This is a genomic window from Nocardiopsis sp. iso_238 (assembly GCF_056173325.1).
The window spans coordinates 396112-418834 of the sequence record NZ_CM149668.1 but is presented as its reverse complement, the minus strand read 5'-3'; the positions used below and the strand labels follow the sequence as shown (position 1 = coordinate 418834).

At 72.5% G+C, this 22723-nt stretch carries 13 protein-coding genes; 2 read left to right on the top strand and 11 right to left on the bottom strand.

What is annotated here, in order from left to right:
* Positions 1 to 37 precede the first annotated feature (37 nt).
* The gene (scpA, locus tag AC0VYL_RS01870) at positions 38 to 2275 is read right to left on the bottom strand and encodes a methylmalonyl-CoA mutase (protein ID WP_475482137.1); all 2238 of its coding nucleotides are present in this window, start codon (positions 2273 to 2275) and stop codon (positions 38 to 40) included.
* Positions 2272 to 4224, bottom strand: a complete 1953-nt coding sequence (locus AC0VYL_RS01865) for a methylmalonyl-CoA mutase family protein (RefSeq protein WP_475482136.1) — start codon at positions 4222 to 4224, stop codon at positions 2272 to 2274. The genes scpA and AC0VYL_RS01865 overlap by 4 nt, the downstream gene beginning before the upstream one ends.
* Positions 4225 to 4449: 225 nt before the next feature.
* Here AC0VYL_RS01865 and AC0VYL_RS01860 point away from each other — a divergent pair, with 225 nt between their 5' ends.
* A complete protein-coding gene (locus AC0VYL_RS01860) occupies positions 4450 to 5124 on the top strand; it encodes a hypothetical protein (protein WP_475482135.1) in 675 nt (224 codons plus the stop codon).
* Between the two features lie 94 nt (positions 5125 to 5218).
* Here AC0VYL_RS01860 and AC0VYL_RS01855 read toward each other — a convergent pair whose 3' ends face one another.
* From AC0VYL_RS01855 to AC0VYL_RS01825, 7 genes are all read right to left on the bottom strand, one after another.
* Positions 5219 to 5620 (bottom strand): spore-associated protein A, encoded by a 402-nt coding sequence (locus tag AC0VYL_RS01855; RefSeq protein WP_475458432.1) that lies wholly within the window; start codon positions 5618 to 5620, stop codon positions 5219 to 5221.
* Positions 5621 to 5631: 11 nt separating this feature from the next.
* On the bottom strand, positions 5632 to 7269 hold the full coding sequence (locus AC0VYL_RS01850) for a serine/threonine-protein kinase (protein WP_475482134.1): 1638 nt from the start codon (positions 7267 to 7269) through the stop codon (positions 5632 to 5634).
* A 164-nt stretch (positions 7270 to 7433) separates the two neighbouring features.
* Entirely contained in the window at positions 7434 to 11837 is a 4404-nt protein-coding gene (locus AC0VYL_RS01845) for an FtsK/SpoIIIE domain-containing protein (protein ID WP_475482133.1), read from the bottom strand.
* A gap of 205 nt (positions 11838 to 12042) precedes the next feature.
* Positions 12043 to 12339 (bottom strand): WXG100 family type VII secretion target, encoded by a 297-nt coding sequence (locus tag AC0VYL_RS01840; RefSeq protein WP_378738097.1) that lies wholly within the window; start codon positions 12337 to 12339, stop codon positions 12043 to 12045.
* Between the two features lie 144 nt (positions 12340 to 12483).
* Positions 12484 to 13137: a hypothetical protein gene (locus AC0VYL_RS01835; RefSeq protein WP_475458425.1), complete on the bottom strand. Its 654-nt coding sequence runs from the start codon at positions 13135 to 13137 to the stop codon at positions 12484 to 12486.
* 50 nt (positions 13138 to 13187) lie between these two features.
* A complete protein-coding gene (locus tag AC0VYL_RS01830; protein WP_475458422.1) occupies positions 13188 to 13535 on the bottom strand; it encodes a hypothetical protein in 348 nt (115 codons plus the stop codon).
* A 58-nt stretch (positions 13536 to 13593) separates the two neighbouring features.
* On the bottom strand, positions 13594 to 18834 hold the full coding sequence (locus AC0VYL_RS01825; RefSeq protein WP_475482132.1) for a hypothetical protein: 5241 nt from the start codon (positions 18832 to 18834) through the stop codon (positions 13594 to 13596).
* Positions 18835 to 19088: 254 nt separating this feature from the next.
* Between AC0VYL_RS01825 and AC0VYL_RS01820 the strand changes: the two genes are divergently transcribed.
* Positions 19089 to 20573 carry a hypothetical protein gene (locus tag AC0VYL_RS01820; protein WP_475482131.1) on the top strand — a complete coding sequence of 495 codons (1485 nt, stop codon included), beginning with the start codon at positions 19089 to 19091 and terminating at the stop codon, positions 20571 to 20573.
* A gap of 12 nt (positions 20574 to 20585) precedes the next feature.
* Here AC0VYL_RS01820 and AC0VYL_RS01815 read toward each other — a convergent pair whose 3' ends face one another.
* Both AC0VYL_RS01815 and AC0VYL_RS01810 read right to left on the bottom strand, forming a co-directional pair.
* A complete protein-coding gene (locus AC0VYL_RS01815) occupies positions 20586 to 21152 on the bottom strand; it encodes a hypothetical protein (protein WP_475482130.1) in 567 nt (188 codons plus the stop codon).
* Between the two features lie 4 nt (positions 21153 to 21156).
* Positions 21157 to 22632 carry an outer membrane protein assembly factor BamB family protein gene (locus tag AC0VYL_RS01810; protein ID WP_475482129.1) on the bottom strand — a complete coding sequence of 492 codons (1476 nt, stop codon included), beginning with the start codon at positions 22630 to 22632 and terminating at the stop codon, positions 21157 to 21159.
* Positions 22633 to 22723 lie beyond the last annotated feature (91 nt).

Genomic DNA, 22723 nt, shown 5'->3' with positions numbered 1-22723 from the left:
TCCGGCCGGGCCGCTCCGGCCCGCCCGCGCTGAACAGTCAGCCCCGCTGCCCCGTGCCCTCCGGGTCCAACCGTTCCTCCAGCTGGTCGAGCAGGTCGATCGCGGCCTCCGCGATCACCGTTCCGGGTGGGAAGATGGCCGACGCCCCGGCGGCGCGGAGCTCGTCGAAGTCACCCGGCGGGATCACCCCGCCCACCACGATCATGATGTCCTCGCGGTCGAGTCCGGCCAGTTCCTCGCGCAGCGCGGGCACCAGGGTCAGGTGTCCGGCGGCCAGGGAGGACACCCCGACCACGTGCACGTCGGCCTCCACGGCCTGGACGGCGACCTCGGCCGGGGTCTGGAACAGCGGGCCCACGTCCACGTCGAAACCGAGGTCCGCGAAGGCGGTCGCGATCACCTTCTGTCCCCGGTCGTGGCCGTCCTGGCCCATCTTCGCCACGAGGATGCGGGGACGGCGCCCCTCGGCCTCCGCGAACTCGTCGACCCGGGCGGTCACCCGATCCATCAGTCCGGCCGCGTCGGAGCTCCCGGCCGCCTCGTTCCTGTACACACCCTGAATCGTACGGATCTGGCCGGAGTGGCGGTTGAAGACCTTCTCCATGGCGTCGGAGATCTCCCCGACCGTCGCCTTGGCGCGGGCGGCGTCGACGGCGGCGGCGAGCAGGTTGTTGGTGAGGGACGCGTCGGCCCTGGACTCGCGCCCGGCCGCCTCGGTGAGGGCGTCGAGGGCGGCGCGCACCCGGTCGTCGTCGCGCTCCTCGCGCAGGCGGCGGAGCTTGTCCAGCTGTTCGGAGCGGACCCTGGAGTTCTCGACCTTGAGGACGTCGATCTCGTCGGCGGAGTCGGGCCGGTACTTGTTGACCCCGATCACCGGCTGCCGTCCGGAGTCGATGCGCGCCTGGGTGCGGGCGGCCGCCTCCTCGATGCGCATCTTGGGCAGTCCGGCGTCGATCGCGGCGGCCATGCCCCCGGCCTTCTCGACCTCCTGGATGTGCGCCCACGCCTTCTCGGCCAGCTGCTGGGTGAGGCTCTCCACGTAGTAGCTGCCGCCCCAGGGGTCGACCACGCGCGTGGTGCCGGACTCCTGCTGCAACAGCAGCTGGGTGTTGCGGGCGATGCGCGCGGAGAAGTCCGTGGGCAGGGCGAGCGCCTCGTCCAGGGCGTTGGTGTGCAGCGACTGGGTGTGACCCTGGGTGGCCGCCATGGCCTCCACACAGGTGCGCGCGACGTTGTTGAACACGTCCTGCGCGGTGAGGGACCAGCCGGAGGTCTGGGAGTGCGTGCGCAGGCTGAGCGACTTGTCCTTGGCGGCGCCCAGGTCCTTGACCAGGCGGGCCCACAACAGGCGGGCCGCGCGCAGCTTGGCGACCTCCATGAAGAAGTTCATCCCGATCGCCCAGAAGAACGACAGCCGGGGCGCGAAGGCGTCCACGTCCAACCCGGATCTCTGACCGGCGCGGATGTACTCCACGCCGTCCGCGAGGGTGTACGCCAGCTCCAGGTCGGCCGTGGCCCCGGCCTCCTGCATGTGGTAGCCGGAGATGGAGATGGAGTTGAAGCGCGGCATCCGCTGCGAGGTGAAGGCGAAGATGTCGGAGATGATCCGCATGGACGGCCGCGGCGGGTAGATGTAGGTGTTGCGGACCATGAACTCCTTGAGGATGTCGTTCTGGATGGTCCCCGACAGCTTCTCCGGGGGCACCCCCTGCTCCTCGGCGGCCACGATGTACAGCGCCAGGACGGGCAGCACCGCGCCGTTCATGGTCATGGACACGCTCATCCGGTCCAAAGGGATCCCGTCGAACAGCTGGCGCATGTCGTAGATGGAGTCGATGGCCACGCCCGCCATGCCGACGTCGCCGGCGACCCTCGGGTGGTCGGAGTCGTAGCCCCGGTGGGTGGCCAGGTCGAAGGCGACCGAGAGGCCCTTCTGCCCGGCGGCGAGGTTGCGGCGGTAGAAGGCGTTGGACTCCTCAGCGGTGGAGAAGCCCGCGTACTGGCGGATGGTCCACGGCTGGTTCACGTACATGGTCGGGTAGGGCCCGCGCAGGTACGGCGGGATGCCCGGCAGCCCGTCCACGAAGTCCAGGCCCGCGCGGTCGGCGGGCGTGTACAGCGGCTTGACGCCGATCCCCTCGGGGGTCTCCCACTCCAGGGCGTCGGCGGCCTTGCCCGTGGATTCCTCCAGGGCGCGCCGCCAGTCGGCCGCGCCCCGGTCGGCGCCGGTGAAGGCCGGAAGGCACGGGTCGACGGCGGAGAAGTCGGGGATCATGCGGTCTCCCCCTGGGTGGAGTCGGTCGTGGTGGTCGGGGGGTCGGTGAGGATCACGTCGACCAGGTCGGTGAGCAGGGCGACGGCGTCGCAGCCCCTGTGAGCGAAGGCGTCCACCCCGGCCTCCCGGTAGGCGTCGCGGGGCGCCCCGGCGAGCAGGACGCGGCGGGCTCCGGCTCCCTTGAGCGCGCGGGCGACCTCTTCGGCGTGCTCGTCGTAGAGCCGGTCCGAGGAGCAGATCACCGCGACCCGGCTGCCGGAATCCGCGAAGGAGCGCGCGGCGGACGGCGCGTCGTCGAGGGGGCCCGGGTCGTCGGCCTCGATCCCCCCGGCGGCGAGGAGGTTGGTGGCGAAGGAGGCGCGGGCGGTGTGCGCGGCGACCGGCCCGAGGGTGGCCAGGAACGCGCCGGGCCGGTGGCCCGTCGCGGCGGTGTGGGCGTCCGAGCGGTCCCGCAGGGCCTCGTAGTCCTGGGCGTAGCGGCGGACCGGGAAGCCGCCCCGGACCGGTTCGGGACGGGCGGGGTCGGGATCGCGGACCAGGGGTTTCTCGTTCGGGTCGGGGAACTCGCTGACCCCCGTGAGCGGGGCCGTGCGGCGGGCGAGGTCGTGGCGGCGGCGTTCCCAGAGGCGGTCCACGGCGGCGCGGAGTCCACCGTGTTCGATCGCCGCGCCGATGCCCCCGGCGCGCTCCAGTTCCTGGAAGAACGCCCAGCCCGCGCCGTAGAGGTCGCGGGTGAGGGCCTCGACGTAGAACGATCCCCCGGCCGGGTCGATGACCTGGGCCAGGTGCGACTCCTCGATGAGGAGCGACTGGGTGTTGCGGGCGATCCGGCGGGCGAAGTCGTCGGGGAGTCCCAGTGCGGAGTCGAAGGGCGCCACGGTGACCGCGTCGGCGCCGCCCACCCCGGCGGCGAAGCAGGCCACCGTGGTGCGGAGCATGTTCACGTGCGGGTCGCGTCGGGTGAGCATCGCGTCCGAGGTGGTGGCGTGCAGGCTCGTGCCGCGCCGGTCGGCGGGCACCCCGCAGGCCTCCAGGACCTGGTTCCACATGGCGCGGACGGCGCGGAGCTTGGCGATGACGGAGAACTGGTCGGCGTTGGCGGCGAGCCGGAACTCGATCCGGCGGGCGGCGTCGGCGGGGGCGATCCCGGCGTCCGCGAGGGCGCGCAGGTAGGCGGTCCCCGCGGCGACGGCGGAGCCGATCTCCTGGGCCTCGGAGCCGCCCGCGTCGTGCACGAGCGTGCCGTCCGCGACGAACAGGCCGAGCCCGGGGTAGCGGGCGGCGTGTTCGGCGGCGAAGCGGGCGGTGTCTGCCACGTCGGGGCGCTCCCCGGCCAGGGCTGCCGCGCTGAGCGGGTCCAGGCCCAGGTGGGAGATGACGCGGCCGTCGGGGACGTCGGCGTCGGCGTGCGCCCGGAGCAGGGCGGTCGCGGCGTCGAGGGCGTGGGGCCCGGGTGCGGACAGCACCACAGGGGCGAGGTCGAGGTAGACGTCCGCGAGGGCCTCGCCCAGGCGGGAGAGGGGGACCCCGCGGGGTTCGGCGGTGTCGGCGCCCACGGCCACCCACAGCGAGCTCACGCCGTTCATGAGGTCGCCGTGCATGCGGCGGCGCAGTTCGGCGGGGTCGGCGTCGGTGTGCCGGGCGCGGATGTCCCAGCCTCCGGCCACGCCTCCGCCGGGACGGTGGCCGCGCGTGAAGGGGGGAAGTCCGGGGTAGCCGGGGTCGGCGGCGGGCGGATCGGCGGTGTAGAGGGGTTCGATGTCGAACCCGTCGTAGCCGTGCGTGGCGAGGACGGACTCGGGGGTGTCCGCGAGCCGTTCCTCGGCGACACCGCTCTTGCGCAGCACCCCGGCGACGAGTTCGCGCCACCGCTCACGTGTGGCCGCCGGGAAGCCTTCGGCCAGGTTGGGGGCCGCGGTACCGGCGGCCCCGCTCTCAGGGACGTCCATACTTCGAGATGGTAGAGAACCGCGTTCGGTTCCGTTGATCCGGGGTGTGGTGCTCGGCACAGGATCGACCTCCACCGCCCTGACCTGCGCGTCGACCGGGTCAGACACACGGTCCACTCCAGCCCCACCATATGACATAGACCACATAGTGGCCCGCCTCAGAACCAAAAGCCCCGGTCAGGGACCCAAGCGGACACCCCAACCGCTCTCCTGACGGGATGACCCATGCTGAACTCCACCCGCCGACACCGTGTCGCCCTCGGACTGGTCGCCGCCGGTTCCGCCCTCGCCCTCGCCGCCTGCGGCGGCGAGGACCCCGAGCCCACCCAGCCCGACACGGCCGCGGTCGAGGAGGTCGAGGACGAGGCGGCCGAGGTGGACACCTCCTCGTTCAACCGGGGACCCGTCCCCGACGAGGCTCCCGAGATCGACCCGGAGGCGGATCTGCCCGCCGAACCGGACGCCGCCGCGCCCCTGGGGGACCGCATCGCCTGGGAGGCGCTGGAGCGGGTCTCCACCTTCGCCTCGGTGACCGACCCCGACGCCACCTCCTCCTGCCCGGAGATCGCCGGTGAGGAGGGGGAGTCCGTCACCTGCACGGTGACCTTCCTGGACGAGGAGTTCGAGTACACGATCGACATCAGTTCTTCGGGCATCCTGATCAACTACGACTGGGATCTGCCCGAGGGCCCGCTCGTGCGCGAGGTCGTCGAGGACAGCCTGCGGGTGAGCGCCGAGTCCGAGCTCGTGCTCTGCGACATGGAATCCGACGTCGAGCGCGGCGAGACCGGCGGCGAGGCGCCCTTCCTGTGCCAGAGCCTGGACGAGGAGACCGGCGACGTCACCGAATGGGAGGTCAGCATCTCCCAGTACGGCTCCTTCTCGTTCTACCGGGTCTGATCCACCCGCGTCGCCCCGCCCGGCGGCCCCGGGCAGCGGAGGGCCCCGCCGAACACCCTGTTCCGAGGGGCCTCTCACGTTCCCGGGCGCCGGGTCAGCCGCAGTTGGTCCCGTTGCGCACGACCCACTCGCCGCCGATCGAACCGCCCCAGTCCACGCACTGCCCGGCCGCGTCCAGGTAGACCGGACCGGCGTAGGAGGTGAAGCTGCCCGGGTCGGTCTTCCAGGAACCGGAGTCGGAGCGCTTGAGTGCGGCGTCCATGTCCATCGCGGAGCCGGGGCTGGACCGCGTCACGACCACGCAGTTCCTGCCGTTGGAGTTGTTGTAGGCCAGGTGGACCGTACCTCCGGAGACGGAGGCCGAGTTCACCACCCCGTACCCGCTCCCGCACTCCCCGTTGTAGGAGTCGGCGGAGGCCGGGGCGGGGCTGGCGAAGGCCGCGACCAGGACGACGGTGAGCCCGCAGGAGATCCGGCGGGTGAGTGACTTCAGCACTTCTGCTCCTCCTACCAGGGCGGGGTTCCGCTACCGCTGGTCTTGTGGTGCTCCACGAGTCGGGTGATGGTGACGGTGCCGCCGCTCTCGGTGTAGGTGACCTCCGCCGAGACGGTGCGGCTGCCGGAGTTGGCGTAGCCGGTGAGCGCGCCGGGGCTGGAGGAGACCGATCCGGCGGCGCCGTCGGCCACACCGCCGCCCTGCTCCTGGCAGAAGCTCCACGCGCACACCACCGTGGCGCCGTCGAGCACCGCGTACCGGCCGGATCCGCCCTCGGGCTGGAAGGCCACCACGTGGTCGCCGGACGGGCGCTCGCCCGACGCGCTCACCCCGGCGCCGACGGTGGCCATGGCGGTGGTCGCACCACCGTCCTCCTCGCCCTCGTCGTCCTCGCCGTCGTCCTCGCCGTCGTCGGCGTCCTCCGAGGGGTCGTCCGACGGAGAGGCCTCCTCCGTGGGCTCCTTGCCGACCGGCCCCGGACGGCGCTGTTCGTCGTTGGAGCCCTCCTTCACGGAGTCGCCGCCCGGCTCCTCCTCGTCTCCGGAGAACCACGAGGCGACGGGCAGCGAGTCCCAGTTGCTGGCCAGGGCCACGCCGCCGAAGCCGAGTCCGGCGATCAGCAGGAGGGCCCCCAGGCCCGCCCCGACCAGGGCCAGGACCCTGCCCCCGCCGCCGCTCCGGGGCGCCGCCACCGCGAACTCGCGTTCGGGCGCGGTCTGCACGCCGTGCCAGTTGTTGTCGACCAGGGCGCCCATCACGCTCCCGGCCGCTGCGGCCGAGGCCACCGGGGCGAAGGACCGCCCGGGGTGGGTCACGGACACCATCTCCGAGACCAGCTGGAGGGCCGTGGGCCGCTGGGAGCCCTCCTTCTGGAGCGCGCGCCGCGCGAGGTCGGCCAGCGGACCGGTGAACCCCTCGGTGTCCGGTTCCCCGCTGATCACCCTGTGGGCGATCGCGGCCGGGTCCCCGCTGCCGAAGGGCGGTCGCCCGGTGGCCGCGTAGGTCACCAGGGCGCCCCAGGCGAAGATGTCGTCGGTGGTGCTGGCGGGCTTGCCCTGGTAGTGGTCGGGGCTGATCCACCCGGGCGAACCCATGACCGATCCGGTGCGGGTGAGCGCCGTCTGGTCCACCGCCCGGGCCACCCCGAAGTCGAGGACCCGGGGCCCTTCGGGCGACAGGACGATGTTGGCGGGTTTGAGGTCGCGGTGCGCGATGCCCGCCTCGTGGATCTGGGCGAGCGCCTCGGCCACACCGGCGGCCAGGCCGATCAGCAGCTGTTCCTCGAGCGCGCCGTGCTTGCGCATGTAGGCGCTGAGCGTCATGCCCCGCACCAGCGGGGTGACCAGCCAGGGCCGGTCGGCACCGGTGTCGGCGTCCAGCAGGGGGACCGCGCACGCGCCGCCCACCCTGCGGAGCAGTTCGACCTCACGGGTGAAGCGCGCCCGGAACTCCTCGTCGGCGGCGTACTCGGGGTGGATGAGCTTGACCGCGACGATCTCGCCCCCGTTGGCCTGGGCGGCGTACACGACGCCCATGCCGCCCGCGCCCAGGCGTTTGAGGGGCTGGTAGGGACCGATCCTCGCGGGGTCGGTCGAGGTCAGATCGGTGGCGGTGACCGGAAGTGAGACGGCTGATGGGGTTGGGTTCACTGGGAACAGATCCTGATCGGCATACGGGTGGGACGGTTGACTCTGGCAGCGGGGTCAGGCGCCCACCGAGAACAGGGGTGGCGAAGGGGGATCAAGGGGAGTAAATGGATCCTAGCGCCTTTAACCTCGCGCACAAGGTACCTTCACCCCCCCGGCTCCGGCGGTCACGGCATGGGCACCCTCACCTGCTGGACCCTGCCGTCACCCAGGTGCAGGTAGGCGGTCCCCGGGGTGAGCCTCGGGCTGGACACGCCCTTGGGCAGCCGCAGCCCCAGGACCTCGCCGTCGGCCTGGCTCTGCGGGGACAGCAGCGCACCGATGCGGTTGCGCTTGAGGTGGACGTGCCAACCGTTGAAGCCGCCCTGGAGCGCCTCGTTGGTGCCCGCCGCGACGATGCCCCATCCCGCGCCCACCATGCCGCGCGCGATCCGCGTGAACTCCTTGCCGAGGTCGCTCTGGAGCAGCAGCTCGGCGTCGTCGATCACCACGACCGCCGTGTCCGCCTCGAAGCGCCCGAGCGCGTCGTGCAGCTGCGAGAGCCTCGGTTCGGCGGCGTCGATGACGGCCCGCACCCCGCGCTCGTTCCGCAGATCGGCCAGGCGTGAACCGCGCGGCGTGACCAGCAGCAGCTCCGTCCCTCCCTCCAGCAGCGACGCGGCCATGGTCGTGAGCATGCTGGACCGACCGGACTGGGGAGGGCCGCTCACGAGGAAGGTCGGGATCCGCGACAGGTCGGCGGTGACGGCGGTGAGCTCGTTTCCGCCGACCCCGATCAGGGCGTGCAGCGGACGGGGCCGCTGGGTGCGGTAGCGGGCCATGTCCGCGTAGCTCAGGCGGTCCGGCAGGACGTCGACGCGGAACGGCCTCGGTCCGCCGCCGGGACCCTGGCGCTTGGAGACGAACTCCGCGATGCGTGCGAGCTCGGCGCCCTGGGCGGCACCCTGCGGGTTCTTCGTCAGGAGCGCGATCTGGACCTCCAGCGCGTCGCCCGCACGGAAGGCCCGGCCGTCCGGGACCTCCTCCGGCAGCGCCCGGGCCTGGAGCCCGGCCGAACTGTAGTCCCCGCTGTCGTTGCAGCGCAGGACCAGCAGGTCCTCCGTGGTGGAGGAGTACTTCGTGCGCGTCAGCAGGCGGTCGCCGGTGGCGACCACGTGCACGCCCACGCCCGCGCCGTCCCGCATCAGGGTGGTGACGTCCTCGACCAGCGCCCCGTAGTTGTACTCCCCGAAGGCCTGCTCGAAGGCGTCGAGCCGGTCGATGAAGAGCACGATGTGGGCCGGTCGCTCCTGGGCCGGCAGCTTGGCCCGGAGCTCCTCCAGGTCGGCGCAGCCGTGCGCGGCGAGCAGCTTCTGCCTGCGGTCCAGCTCCTCCCCGAGCAGCCCCAGCAGGCGCACGACGCGGTCGCCCTGGGTGCGCTGGGCGACCGCCCCGCAGTGCGGCAGCCGCTCCATCGGCAGCAGGGCTCCGTTGCCGCAGTCCAGGCCGTACATGTGCACGTCGTCGGGGTGGTGGCCCAGAGCGAGCGAGGCGGCGAGGGTGCGCAGCGTCTGGGAGCGGCCGGTCCGGCCCGACCCCATGACGTGCAGGTGTCCGGTCCTGGCCAGGTCGAACGTGTACGGCATCTGGCGCTGCTGCGCCGGGACGTCGATGAGCCCGAGCGGAACAGGGCGCACCGCCCCGGCCTCGGGCTGCGGGGGCCGCCCCCGCAGGAGCGTCGACAGGGTCAGCGACGTGGGCAGCGCCTCCAGCCAGGGGCTGGGCTGCCGCCGCGCGCCGACCCGCTCGGTGGCCTCGCGCACGGCCGCGACCAGCGCCGTGAGGTCGGTGGCCTCCACGTCGCCGCTCTGTTGGCTCTCCTTGGCGGCGATCGGAGCGGGAAGCGCCAGGTCGGACCACTTCACCGGGTGGGCGACGGGGGCGGAGGCGTTCTCGACGGCCACGATCCGTCGGCCGCCGACCCGGCCCGACTGGAACGGCAGCAGCGACGCGTGACCGAGCCGGGCGTAGGCGCGGCCGGGGGTGTCGATCCCGATGTGGGCCGACTCCGCGGCGTCGATGACGTCGCGGCTCTCCGTCTCGTCGGTCATCCGCAGCGCGATCCGCAGGTTGGTGTTGGCGCGGATGTCGTTGGTGACCACTCCGCCGGGGCGCTGGGTGGCCAGCACCAGGTGGATGCCGAGGGAACGGCCGCGCTGGGCGATGTTGACCAGGCCCTTGACGAAGTCCGGCAGCTCGCGCGCCATGGACGCGAACTCGTCGATGACCAGCATCAGCCGGGGCATCTGCGGCATGCGCGGGTCGCGGTCCAGGAGTTCGAGGTAGTCCTCGATGTCCTTCGCCCCGGCCTTCGCCAGGATGTGCTCGCGGCGGTGCAGCTCGGCGCCGAGCGAGACCAGGGCGCGCCCCACCAGGTGGGTGTCCAGGTCGGTGACCATGCCGACGGTGTGCGGCAGGTCCACGCAGTCCTTGAACGCGCTGCCGCCCTTGTAGTCGACCAGGACGAACGACATCGACTCGGGGCGGTTCACCGCCGCCAGCGACGCCACCAGCGTCTGGAGGAGTTCGGACTTTCCGGAACCGGTGGTGCCCGCGATGAGCGCGTGGGGGCCGTCCCGCCGGATGTCGACGGCGAAGGCGCCGTCCAGGCCGACACCGAGGGTGGCGACCGTGCTGCGGCCGCCGCCCGCCCAGTGGGCGGCGATGGCGTCGCCGTTGGGCGGCTCCAGACCGATCACGTCGAGCAGGCGCGCGCTGCGCGGCAGGGAACCGCCGGACTCCCCGACGCTGCTGTCGCGCAGGGGCGCCAGGGCCCGTCCGAGTCGGTCCGCCCAGGCGGCGGAGGGAACGTCGGCGCGCACGTCCTCGACGTTGTCGAAGGAGGTCCGGCGCAGGCGCATCCCGTGCGGGGTGATGCTGACGACCGCCCGGCACTCCTCGGGCAGCAGCCGCTCCTCGGCGTCCAGGCACACGACGTAGATGCCCACGTCGGGGCCCTCGCGCAGCAGCTGCACGACCCCGGGCAGCGAGCGGATCCGGCGGGCGCCGTCGAGGACGACCACGATCGCGGGCTCGTCGTCGACGGCTCCGCGCGCGGCCTGGGCCCTGGCCTCCATGATCATCAGCAGCTCAGAGACGCGGCGGGCGCACGTGGTGGCGTCGATCCCGATCCGGCCCAGCGAGAGCTGGGGCAGGTCGCCGCGCAGGTGCGGGACGTAGCGGGTCCACCGCCAGCGGGTGTGGTCGCCCTCCATGGACAGCAGGTAGAGCTGGAGTTCGGCGGGGCTGTGCAGGGCGACGAGCTGGGCGACCAGCCAGCGCTCCAGGGCGTGTGCGCCCTCGCCGGTCCCGGCCACACCCACGACCCCGTTGTCCTTGACCGACACGCTCACCGGCACGTCCCGCATGTCCCAGGTGACCTCCTTGCGGTGGTCGTCCTTGGTGGGGTCCATGAGGACGACCTCGGAGGGGATGCTGCCGGTGCCCACGCGCAGCTGGGTGAAGTCCTCGTCGATCTTGCGGCGCTCCCACAGCCGGGAGCGCGGCCCGGTGGACAGCAGCAGGACGGCGGCGGGGTCGGGGCAGGTGTCGCGGAGGCGGCGCTGCGCCAGGACCAGGGCGTCGCGGGCGTCCTTGGTGACCCGCTCCGTCTTCTCCTCGAACTCCAGGAGCTGCTTCTCGTAGCGGGCCTTGGTGGTCTTGCGCTGCATCAGCTGCATGAACAGCACGGAGACCGGCGCCAGCAGGCCGATGAGGAGCATCTGCGGGCGGTTCATGATGAGCGCGCCGCCGACCGCCATGGTGATCGGCATGAGGATCATCATGAGCAGCTGGGCGATCGGCCGGTCCGGCGGCTCGGGTGGGCTGGGCAGCTTGAACTTGGTCTTGGTGGGCGCGGGGTGCAGCCGGGGCGGACGGTTGTAGTCCAGGCCGGTGCCGTCCTCGGAGGTGACGACGGAGGCGTCGGGCCGGTGGTTGGGCCACGCCTCGAAGAGGGTGCCGCCCAGGGTGAGCTGCTCCCCCTGCGGCCACGCGGTGTCCGGGGCGACCTCGTCGCGCTCCAGGTACGCGCCCTGACCGGTGCTGGTGGCCCGGATGGTGACGGTGCCGTCGGGGGACACGCGGATCCGCGCCCAGTGACCGTCGGCGTCCACGACGAGCACCGCGCTCTCGTGGTCACCGACGACGTAGTCGCCCGGGTCGAGCCGGACGACCCGCCCCGCGTCGGGGCCGGAGACCACCCGGACCTCCACCACGCCGGGGGGCTCCGCCTTGACCTCCGCGGGACCGCCCACACCGATGACCGACCCGTCCAGGATCCCCGCGTCCGCGAGGGACACGGACGGATCGACCCGCCGGTCACCGACGTAGAGCGGGACCTCCTGGCCGTCGACGCGCGGCACCGTGCGGACCACCGGGTCCACGACCTCGGTGAGCTGGCGCACGGTGGCGCTGGGGTCGGCGTCGACGAGCATGTCCAGACGCAGGGGCGAGGAGGCGACGGGGCCGGAGCCGTTCGGCCCGTCCACGGACGGGCCGGTGGCTGGGGTCGCGGTGAAGAGAAGGCGCACGGTGAGGACTGCTTCCGGGTCTCTGCCCTCGGGGGCGGGTCGCGTTGGTCGACGCTGTGGTCGGTGGGAGCCGCGCGTCCGCCCCGCGCCCGCGCGGGAGCCGTGAGGGGGAGGGAGGGGTCCGGCGCGGGCGTTCGGGGCGGGGCGGCTCGGTTCGGGGCGGGTGCCCGCGAGGAGCGCGTGGTTCGGGGGCGGCGCGGGGCCGTCAGCCCTTGAGGCCCTCGCCCAGCTTCTCGTCGGTCTCGCTGAAGGTGGTGCCGACCTGCTTGAGGTACTTGGCGATGCCGTCGAGGCCCTTGTTGACGTCCTCGAAGCCGCTGTTGAAGTCCTCGAAGAACGGACGGAAGTGCTTCTCCGCCGCGGGGGTGCTGTAGCCGTCCGAGATCAGCGCGTCGACCTTGTTCTTGATGGACTGGAGGCGCTCGGTGAACTCGTTGAACTCCTGGGTGAGGGAGCCCGAGGTCTCCTCGGTCTTGTCACTGTCGACGTTGTACGCGGGCATGTGTGTCTCCTCGTGTGTGTGCTCTCGGAGCGACCGCGCCGGGCCGAGGGGCCGAGAGCCCTTCTGTGATCATTGTGGCTGATACCTGCTCAGGGGTGATGGTTCACCCCTGGTGCCACCGGTCCCGCACCGTTCGGCGGGGGCTCAGTCCCCCTCGTCGGCGGGGACGTCGCGCTCCCAGAACCGCGCCGACGCGGTGATCGCGTCGAAGAGGTCCAGGACCTCGTCGACCTCCCGGGAGTTGGGGCTGGTGCAGCTGACCAGGATGCGCTTGTCCAGACCCGGGTACTCCAGTGCCGTGTGCATGGCCACCGTGCGCAGGATCGCCTCGTCGGTGTCGTAGTCCGTGACGCCCTGGATACGGCCGCACTGGCCCAGGCCGGACTCGGTCAGGTCGACGACGGTCTTCTTCAGCCAGGTGCCCTCGCGGGCGGTGGCGGAGTCCTGGTAGACGTAGTCGACCAGGCGCAGGGGGTCGATGGTGTGCTCGCCCCGGCCCGCCGGGAAGGCGAACACGCAGACGGTCGCCATGAAGAACCCGTCGTCGTACTCCTCGAAGGTCCCGGAGGCCGAGATCAGCCCGGACCCGGTCGCCTCGTCGGTGACCCTGGCCATGTCGGCGATCAGCTCGTTGAGCGCCTCCGCCTCCTCCGGCCGGTTCCCGTACTCCTCCAGGACCTTGGCCCGCATCTCCGCGAGCGCGTCGCCGGACAGGTCGTACTGCTTCCAGCCTTCCGGAAGCGCGTAGTCGAACAGGAGGTCCCGCTGCGGGACGTCCTCCTCGAACAGGTAGGGCATGGCGGTGGTCCTCCTCGTGCGGCCGGGTGCGGCTCTGTGCGGTCAGGCGGCTAGACGGCGGCCTGGTTGGGCGGCCCGGCCGGCGGCTGGTCGCCCTTCTTCTTGTCGGTCAGGCTCTTGCCCAGCTCCTCGTCCGCCTCCTCGAAGGTCTCGATGACCGGACCGATCGCCTGGGTCAGGGCGCCCAGGTCCTCGGCCTGGCGCTCGTAGTTCTTCTTGCAGTCCTTGCCGTAGTCCTTGGCCTTGTCGACCAGGTTGCCGGGGCCGATGTCCTCCGCCCGGTCCTCCGGGCTCTGGTACGAGTCGTTCTCGCTGTCCGTAAAGGCGTTCTGAATCCTGATCAGCGACGACTCCATCTGCTTGAGCGCGTCCATGTCGATCCGGACGATCCTTGCCATCTGTCTCCCCTTCCTGGTTCGTACGGTGTCCGGCCGTGCGGTGTCAGCCCTGGTCCTGCTACTTCTCGTCCTCGGGGTCGCCGTTCCGAAGCTTCTTGAGCTCGTCCCTGAGCCTCTCCCTCTCCTCCTTGGCGTCCTCGAGGAAGCGGTCCACCCGCGCCCGTTCCTTGACTTCCGCACCCGTCTCGTCGTCGGAGGGGGCGGTGTCCCTGCTCTCCTCGTACTTCTTGAGGTTCTTCTCGTCGAGCAGCGCGTCGAGCGCGTCGATACGCTCCTGGACCTCCTTCTCCTCCAGGGCCCTCGCCTCCTCCGCGCGGAAGTCCTCGTGGTACTCGTCCAGGTACGCGTCGCGGAGGTTGTTGCGCATCGCCTGGTGCCCCAGTTCCAGCGGGAGGTTGGGCAGGCCGTCGGCGCCCCCGTACCTGCCCTCGGCCGCCGCCTTGGGGATCGCCGTGCCGAGCTGCATGAAGGACTGCACCACGTAGCTGGGGTTGGGCAGGCCGTCCGGACCGAACGCGATGCCTTCGGAGAGCCAGTCCTGCCCCAGCGCCTCGGCCCCGAAGTGTCGGAGGAAGTCGAAACCCGTTCCGGCGACCACGTTGAGGATGTTCTTGAACATCTCGAAGGGGATCGCCTGGACACCGGCGGCCCGTGTGTCCCTGAGCGTGGTGACCGGATCGGAGTCCGAACGCCGGGACCCACGTGGGGTGTCTGCCGAACGGTCGCCCTCGGGTGTGGCGCCGTCGTCGTCACGGCTCGGCGAGGGGGCGCCGTCGTCCCCTCGCGCGGGGTCGGTGCCCGCTCCGTCCCGGACGGGGTCGGCGGTGTCGGGCCGGGTCGGGATGTCCACCCGGTGCTGGGTGCCGTCCGGTGCGTTGATCCGCACGTGGCCCTCGGTGACCCGCAGGTCGGGCCCACCACCGCTCGCGTCGACCCGCACCCCTCCCCTGGCGTCCCTGAAAGTGGTCCCGTTGGCTCCGTCGACGACCTCGGTCCGCCCGGAGGCCGACCGGCCGCCCGCGACGTCCCCGCCGGTCTCGAACCTGATCTGGTCGGGCGAGGTGATCGGGTTCTGCCACCGGAGCCCCCCGTTGCCCCGGTACAGGGGACTGCGCGCTCCGCCTCCCTCGGGCCGGGCGGTGACGTCGATGCTCTGGGCACCGTTGCTGCCGCGCGTCCCGTCGGGGCTCGTCGACACCTCCCACGCGTCGGAGTCGCGACCGGTGCCCCGCGCGCTCAGGCCGTCGGACGTGACGTCCACGGTCCGGTCGCCGGAGTTCACGGTGCCGGGTTCCCGGCCCGGGCCCATCGTCGTGTGGATCCCGTCGCGCCCGGCCCAGACGCTCGTCCCCTCACTCGTGGAGACGGAGGACTCGTGCGTGGAGCTCTCCCCGAAGGGCGGGCGGTGTTCGCTGTCGCTCCTGGTCTCGGCCACCCTCTCGCCCGGGATGGCACCGCCTTCGTCCGTACGCGCGGTCGTGGTCGCCTCTCCGTCGGACACCCGTACCCGGTCTCCGTCGGTGTCGCCCCTGAGCCCTTCGGGCCCGGAGACGCTGAGCCGTCCACCACCGTTGTCGGCCCGGTGGCTCCCGTCCCTGGTGTTCACCGCCACGGAACCGTCGCCTCGACGCGTCACTTCCAGGGAGTTCTCCCTTCCCCCGGGCGCCGCCACGCTCACGTCCCCGTCTCCGGAGGTGCGCACCGACCAGCCGTAGGGGTTGTCGACGCGCAACGCGGGGGCCGCTCCCGGCCCGTCACCGCCACGCCCCGGTTCGATCGTCACGCTGGTGAGCGTGCGACCGTCCGGGGAACCGATCACCAGGGAGGGGGTGTTGGTGGCCGGGTCCAGGGGCAGGTTCGGGTAGGTCTCGCCCAGCACGGGCGTGCCGTCCATGTTGTAGGTCCGTTGGCGGCCACCGTCGACCACGTGGATCGCGCTCGTTCCCTGGTGGTCCACGATCTGGACCCGGGAACCGTGGTCGAAGCCGACCTGCCCCGGCTCCGCAGTGACGTTCCCGGACCTGAACACGGGGCGGGTGCCGCCCCGGCCGTCGGTCACCTGCCTGAGGGTGGCGTCGTTCCCTTCCCCGTGGGTGGACGACCGGAGGTCGATGCCGCCGTCCGCGCGGATCTCGGCGCTGGAGGGACCGCCCCTGACGCTGCCGGTGCCGTCCTGGCGTAGTTCGAAGTCGACGCCGCGGTCGGCGTGGGACAGGTGTGCCGAGTCGGGCCTGACCTCGGCGCGGGCACCGCCGGATTCGACGCGGACCGTCCCGTCGGCGCGGTCGAAGCCGTGCGAGGCCCCGCCAGGAACGTCGACCCGGTAACCGTCGACGCCCACCTCGGCGTTCCTGCCCGTGGTCGGGTCGGTCGCGTGGGAACGCGGAGCGCGTCCCGTGCTGTCGACGGCGGCCCGGGTGACGTCGGGACCGCTGCCGTTGGTCCTCAGGTCGACGGGGCCGTCACCGGTGTGGCTGACCCGCAGGCCGTCCGCGTCCCGCCGTACGGTGAGTCCGTCCTCGGTGCGAACCTCGCTGCCGTTCGGGTCCCGGGAGACGGAGACGTCACCGTCGCTCGTGGACACCGTCAGCTCACCGTCGCGGTAGGAGGCACGGCCCCTGCCTCCGGGACCGGTCACCTCCAGGTCGCCCGTGCGGATCGTGCCGTCCCGCTGGGTGCGAACGGACGAACCGTCGGCGGCGGAGACCTCGAAGCCCCGCTCCGTGCTCCGCACACCCGTGCCGTTGACCTCGGCCCCGTCACGGGTCACGTTCATGGTGAAGTCCGAGCCGCCCTCGCGGGTGGCCGGATAGCGGTAGGCGGTGTTCTGCTCCCCGTCCGGTCCACGCGTGGTGGTGAACTCCCCCTGGCCGGTGGTGCGCGTGTGGGTGACGGTCGAACCGTCCTGGGTGGAGGCACCGGAGCGATCGCCACGCGGGGCGTCGGAGGCCCGCGTGCCCTCGCCGTTCCGAGCAGGCGCGGACTCGCCGGAGATCTGGCCCGGGGTGCCCTGCTCTGGCGTGTTCGGGGCCTGCTCGGCGCGGTGCGCGGGGTTCGGGTCGCCACCGTCCGACCGAGACTCGGAACGCGTGTCGGCGAGTGCCCCGGCTTGGGGAGCGGCGTCGGGTTGGCCGTCGCGGTTCCCCGGCGAGACGTCCACGTCGCCCGGCTCACCGATCCGAGCCCGGGGGGAAGCGGGCGGCTGGGGCGTGTTGGTGCCGCCCCCGGACCGGGTGACCGGCGCGAAGTCCTCCCTGGGTTCGCTACTCGGACCTCGCCCGCCCTGGCTCTCTCCGGAGTCACGTGAGCCAGGTCCGTCGGTGTCGGTCGCGGAGTCCCGCGCACCGCCCGCGCTGGGCAGCCCGTCACCGCGCGACGGCGCCGGGTCTCCGGAGCGCCCCTCACCCGTGGCGGGTCCGCTGTCCTGGCCTCCCGCCGGACTCGCACCACCGTCACCCATGGAGGTGGGCGAAGGAGCCGCTCCCGGGGGTCCGTCACCGAACTGCGACGTCAGGTTGCCGGAACCACCATCACCCACAGGGGCGGACGACGCACTCGGGCCCGAGGGTCCGTCACCGAGCTGAGGTGAGGGACCGGACCCGCCCTCGCTCGCGGTGGCGGGCGAAGCGTCAGCAGCCGGGGGCCCGTCACCGAACTGCGACGTCAGGTTGCCGGAACCACCATCACCCACAGGGGCGGACGAGGCGCCTGAGCCTGAGTTCCCGTCACCGGACTGAGGCGAGGGATCGCCCCCACCAGTCGCAGAGGACGCTGCGGAAACATCCGGACCACCCGCGCTGGGCAGCCCGTCACCGCGTGACGGCGCCGGGTCTCCGGAGCGCCCCTCACCCGTGGCGGGTCCGCTGTCCTGGCCTCCCGCCGGACTCGCACCACCGTCATTCACGGAGATGGTCGAAGCGGCCGCTCCCGGGGGTCCGTCACCGATGTCGGGCGACAGGTCACCGGGGCGGCCCTCGCCCGTGGCGGGACCGCCGTCCTGGCCTCCCGCCGGGTTCCGGCCACCCTCACCGCCGCCGTCGCCGTCCGCCCCGCCGGAAGCGGGTGCCAGGTCCGGGTCCGGTCCGTCGACACCGCTGAGATCCGGCGCCGGTTCGCTCCCTCCGCCGCCGGAACCGCCGCTGTCGGAGCCGCCGCCGAAGCCGGGCAGCGAACCGTTGTCCTTGAGCACCCCGACCGTGGAACCGGCGGCGCTGGTGCCGAAGGCCGTCAGCGCCTCGTTGGCCATGTTGAGGTCGCTGAAGCTCTTGCCCTCACCCGCGACCTGGACCGTGACCGACGAGGCCATGCTGGCCGCGCTGTCCTTGACGATGGTGGTCGCGATCTTCCCGCCCGTGGTGTTGGCCGCGTGCCTCACCCCGTCTGCCGTGGAGCTGGCCGCCTGTCTCACTCTGACGGGCACCGCACGGCTGGCACCGTTGCGGACCGAGGAGGCCGCCCCGCGCACACCGCCCGCCACACGCTGTCCCCCCATGCGGGTGGCCGTCGCGCCGGCGGCTCTGCCGACCGCGCGTCCACCGCGCAGCAGAGCGCCGCCGGGGACCAGGGAGATCGCGTCCATGCCCAGGGTGAACAGCGACTCCCGGTTGAAGCCGAGCTTGCCCTCCTTGTGCAGCGAGGCGGCGCTGATCGCGAGGACGGTCAGGGCGAGGGCGATGCCCAGGCCGGGGATGAAGATGGCCGCCAGGCCCGCGACGACCATGGCCACCGCGTACAGCAGCGGGTTCTCCTCGACCCACGTGACGATCTTGTCCAGCCAGCCCCAGAGCTTGCGCGGGCTGCCCTGTTTGGCCTCCTCCAGGGCGTCGGCGCACTCGCGGGCGGCCTCGTCCATGTCGTTGAGGACGCTGGTGAGCCTGGTGATGAAGGCGTCCCGGGCGGGGTCGTCGCCGTCGACCTTCTCCTTCCAGGCCTCGGGGTCCTCCAGTGCGGCGTGGGCCGTGGCGGCCTGGCGGGCGATCGACGCGCTGTCCAGCCGTGCTGTGCCGAGGGAGGTCTGCCACCGGTCGAGGGCCTTGTAGCCCTTCTCGTAGGCGTCCTGTGCCTTGTCCAGGTGCTTGGGCAGTTCCTTGACGAGCTCCTTGAGCGCGGCGACCGTGTCGCCCTCCCCCAGCTCGTCGCCATCGAGGCGCCGCATGTCGGCGGCGGCGTCCTTCGCCGCGTCGGACAGCTTCTCGTAGAACCTGCTCAGGCCGATGACGTCGTCCGTGTCCCACGGGACGGGATCCTCGGAGCGGTCGAGCAGATCCCACCGGAGGTAGTCACGAGGTTCTTTGGCCACGTCCGCAGTACTCGCCTTCCAGGTCCGACAGGGCACCGTCGTGTTCCGCCCACAGGGGCGCGGCACGAACAGTCGGGGGGCTTCGCGGGCCTCGGGGGCATCGGGCACCGCGCGAGTCCGACATCATAGACTCCCACCCTCATGAGTTAACAGATGCACCGGAAGCCCTCCGAGTTCCCGTGAACCGGAAGAAGACTTTCCGCATCATCTCCTCCGGGCGACACACCAGTAGAGACAGCAACGGGAGAGAGCGAGTGAACCTGACAGCGGCGGCACGACCCCTCGAAGCACGGTCGGCGGCGACGCGGACGGTCCGCACCGCCACCACCCTCGCCGTCGGCAGCTCCCTGCTGGCGGCTCTTCTGTCCGCGCTGGGCGCGACCCCGGCCGGAGCGGACACCACGGGCACCTACGACATGTGCCCGCAGGTCTACTACTACGTGGTCCCGGAGGGCTCCCCCGGGCTGGAGGCCATCGCCGACCTCATCCTGGACGACGCCGAACGCGCCGACGAGATCCACGAACTCAACGCGGGCCGCACCCAGGCGGACGGTCAGGCCCTGGGTGAGGACCGTGCGGTCCAGACGGACTGGCGGCTGGTGGTCCCCTTCGACTCCGGGGGCGACGGTGTCTACGAGGGCCGCGACCCCCTGTGCGTGGTCGCGGTCGACCAGGCCAACGCCCAGGGGGTGGCCCCGCCGAGCCCGCACCCGGCTCCCCCCGCCTACACCCCGCCGCCCGAGGAGGAGCCGTCGGCGCAGGAGGGCGAGGTCACCGACGTCACCCCGCAGAACGACAAGCCCAAGATCGACCCGCGCCTCCTCGCGGCCGGTGCGGCCGGACTGGTCCTGCTGACCCTGCTGACCCTGTTCTGGCAGCCGATCGGCCGGGCCATCGCCTGGCCGTTCCGGAAGATCGCCGCGCTCCCCTGGCGCAGGCCCCGCAAGCCCCGGTCCGCGCGGATCGCCGCCGCGACGCGTCGCCGCCGGGCCGCGACCGAGCTCGTCACGGCGGATCCCGACGCGGTCCACCGTGCGGGGGGCGCCCACGCCGACCTCCTCGGAGCCCCCGCCGAGATCCCCGCCAGGCCCGTGGCGATCCTGACCACGCCCGGGGAGACGACCGCGATCGTCCCCGCCGGGGCGACGCCCCCCGCGACCTCGTGGCGGGTCGTGGACACCACCACGTGGCGCTACGCGCGCGGTTCGGGGGCCTCGGGCCCGCTCAACTTCGCCGCGTCCACCCACACGATGGTCCGGCCCGTGGTCAACGGGGTCCTGGCGTGCCTGGGCCCCCTGGAGGACGGGGAAGCGCTCGTCCACGTCGACCTCACCCGGGTCCGCGGCCTGCTGGCGGTGGACGGTGATCGGACGGTCGCCGCCGACGCGGTGCGCGTGGTCGCCGACGCGCTCCGCGCCAAGGGGCTGACGGTCCGGGTCCTGAAGTCGGGCCAGCCGCTGCACACGGTGGTACCGGCGGCGCTGCCGGACCTGACCGTCCCGGACCCCGTCCAGAGCCTGGAGCACAGCGCCGAGCATCCGCTCGTGGTGGTCGTACCGCGACCGCTGGGGACGTCCGACGAGCACGTGCTCGGCAACATCCCCCCGAACACCCTCGTGGTGGGCACCGGGGAGTCGGTGCACGCGCGCTGGCAGTGGGAGGCCCACGAGGACGGCACCCTCGACACGGGGGCGCTCGGCCTCAGGGTGGTCCTGCGGATGCCCGAACGCCGCCAGTGAGCGGGTCGGGCGTCAGTCCGGGTCCCCGGCGCGTTCCTCGCGCCGGATCTCCCGGACGCGCCCGTAGCTGACGGCCGCGAAGGGGAAGGGGACGCGGAGGGCGTTCGGGTCCATGCCCTCCGCGAGCAGCGCCCGGACGAGTTCGTCGGGGGTGTCGGTGCGGGCCGTGACGTACCGGCCGTCCCGGCCGACGATCTCGACGCCCTCGCCCGCGCGGGCGTTGGTCAGGTTCAACCTGCTCAGGCGCCACACGTGACGCCCCTCGAAGCGGGCCCGGCCGACGTACCCGATCTCGTCGGCCCGGAGCCTGACGCCGCGACGGCCCGCGTTGACCTCCAGCACGCCGCTCGCGACCCGCATGTGGACGCTGGAGACGTACACGAGGGTTCCGCCGATGACGGCGGCGAGGAACAGCACCGCGAGGAAGGGCCACCAGAACGGCCCCTCGTCCACGATCAGGATGCCCGTGCCGACCACGCCGACGGCGGGGCCGACCACCATGCCCACGATCCGCAGCACCGGGTTCGTGACGACGCTCCGCTCGTAGCCGGGTCGGGGGACGTGGGTCCGGTCGCTCATCGGATCAGCTGGCGTCGTCGGAGGGAGCGGGGGACCCGGACTCCTCGGCGTCCACGTCCTCCTCGGTGTCCCCCGGGGCGGGGCCCACGACGAAGCGCTGCCGGTCCTGGACGAGGATGGCGTGACCGGTGTCGGTGACCGCCTCCACGTAGGCGGAGAGCTCGTCCCCCACCACGTCCATGGTCTCCGCGTCCAGCACCAGCTGGAGGTCGCCGTCCTCGTTGGAGCGTGAGTCCCCGTAGACCAGGCCGCCGTGGGCGAAGGCCGGGGAGATCGAGCCGTCGTCCTCCTCCAGACCCCAGCGGACCTCGCCCCGGACCAGGTCGACGGCGACCATGGTGGCCTCACCGCTGGCCTGCGAGAGCAGGAGGGTTCCGGTGTCGGAGTCGTGGAGCAGGCCGGGGACGCCGGCCTCGTCGAAGTGCCGGGAGACCGGGTTGGTGCCCGCCTCCTCCAGGGTCCACAGCGGCTCTCCGTCGACGGTGTCGTGGGCGGAGAGCACCGAGGGCGCCTCGGGCTGGGCCCAGCGCAGCAGGATCGTCGCCGGGACGTCCTCGTCCTCCCCGTCGTCCTCGCCATCCCCGGGTTCCTCAGGCTCCTCGGGCTCCGGTGCGGGGAACACACCGAGGATCTGCGGGAGGGGGACCGGCGCGGTGGCGGGCAGCCCCAGCTCCTCGTCGCTGGCGGCCACCGACCACAGGAGTTCGCCCGCGTCGTCGGGGTCGAGCGAGTGGGCGCGCAGGACGGAGTCCCCGGAGTCCAGCAGGACGGTGTCGTCCCAGGCGGCCACCGGGACGCCCAGGCGTTCGGGGTCGTCCGCGCTGGCCTCGGTCTCCGCCTCCGGCGCGGTCTCCTCGTCGGTGTCCTCGTCCGCCTCGGCGTCCTCGGACTCGGACTCGGGCTCGAAGGAGTAGGACCACAGCTCCTCACCCTCGGCGTCCAGCACCGAGAAGTCGCCGTGCGGCTCCTCCGCGCTCCACTCGGCCGGGCGGCGCACCGCGACGCCGTCCAGGTAGAGGTCGCCCTCCTCCGCCGGTTCCCAGAGCCGCCGCCCCTCGGCGTCCAGGACGAAGGGGGTGTCGTCCGCGTCGGTCATGAGCAGGACGGTCTCGCCCCCGGTGTCGGTGTCGAACCCCCGGAAGCGCGCCTCGCCCTCCCAGAGGGTGTCGCCGGTCGCGGCGTCCTGGAGCAGGTGGCGGTCCTCACCGCCGGAGCTGATCAGGAAGGCGCCGCCGACCGGGCTGATCCGGACGCCCAGGGGGTCGTCGAGGATCTCGTGGGAGTCCGCGTCCTCACCGTGCAGGTGGCGCAGGACCTCGCCCTCGATGCCGGGGGGCACCTCTCCCTCGAACTCCGTGGGGATCGGAGGGGGCTCCTCCTCCGGCGCGGGGGCGGGCGGCTCCGGCTCACCGGTGCACCCCGCGACCAGCAGCGCCGCAAGGCCACAGGTCAGCGCCTGAAGCACCCGTGAGCTGCGCATTGACGGTATCTCCCCACGAAACGATGACGTTTACGGCAAATCCTAAGCCGGGGGGCGGCCAGGTGGATACACGGTGTCGACCACTCGTTAC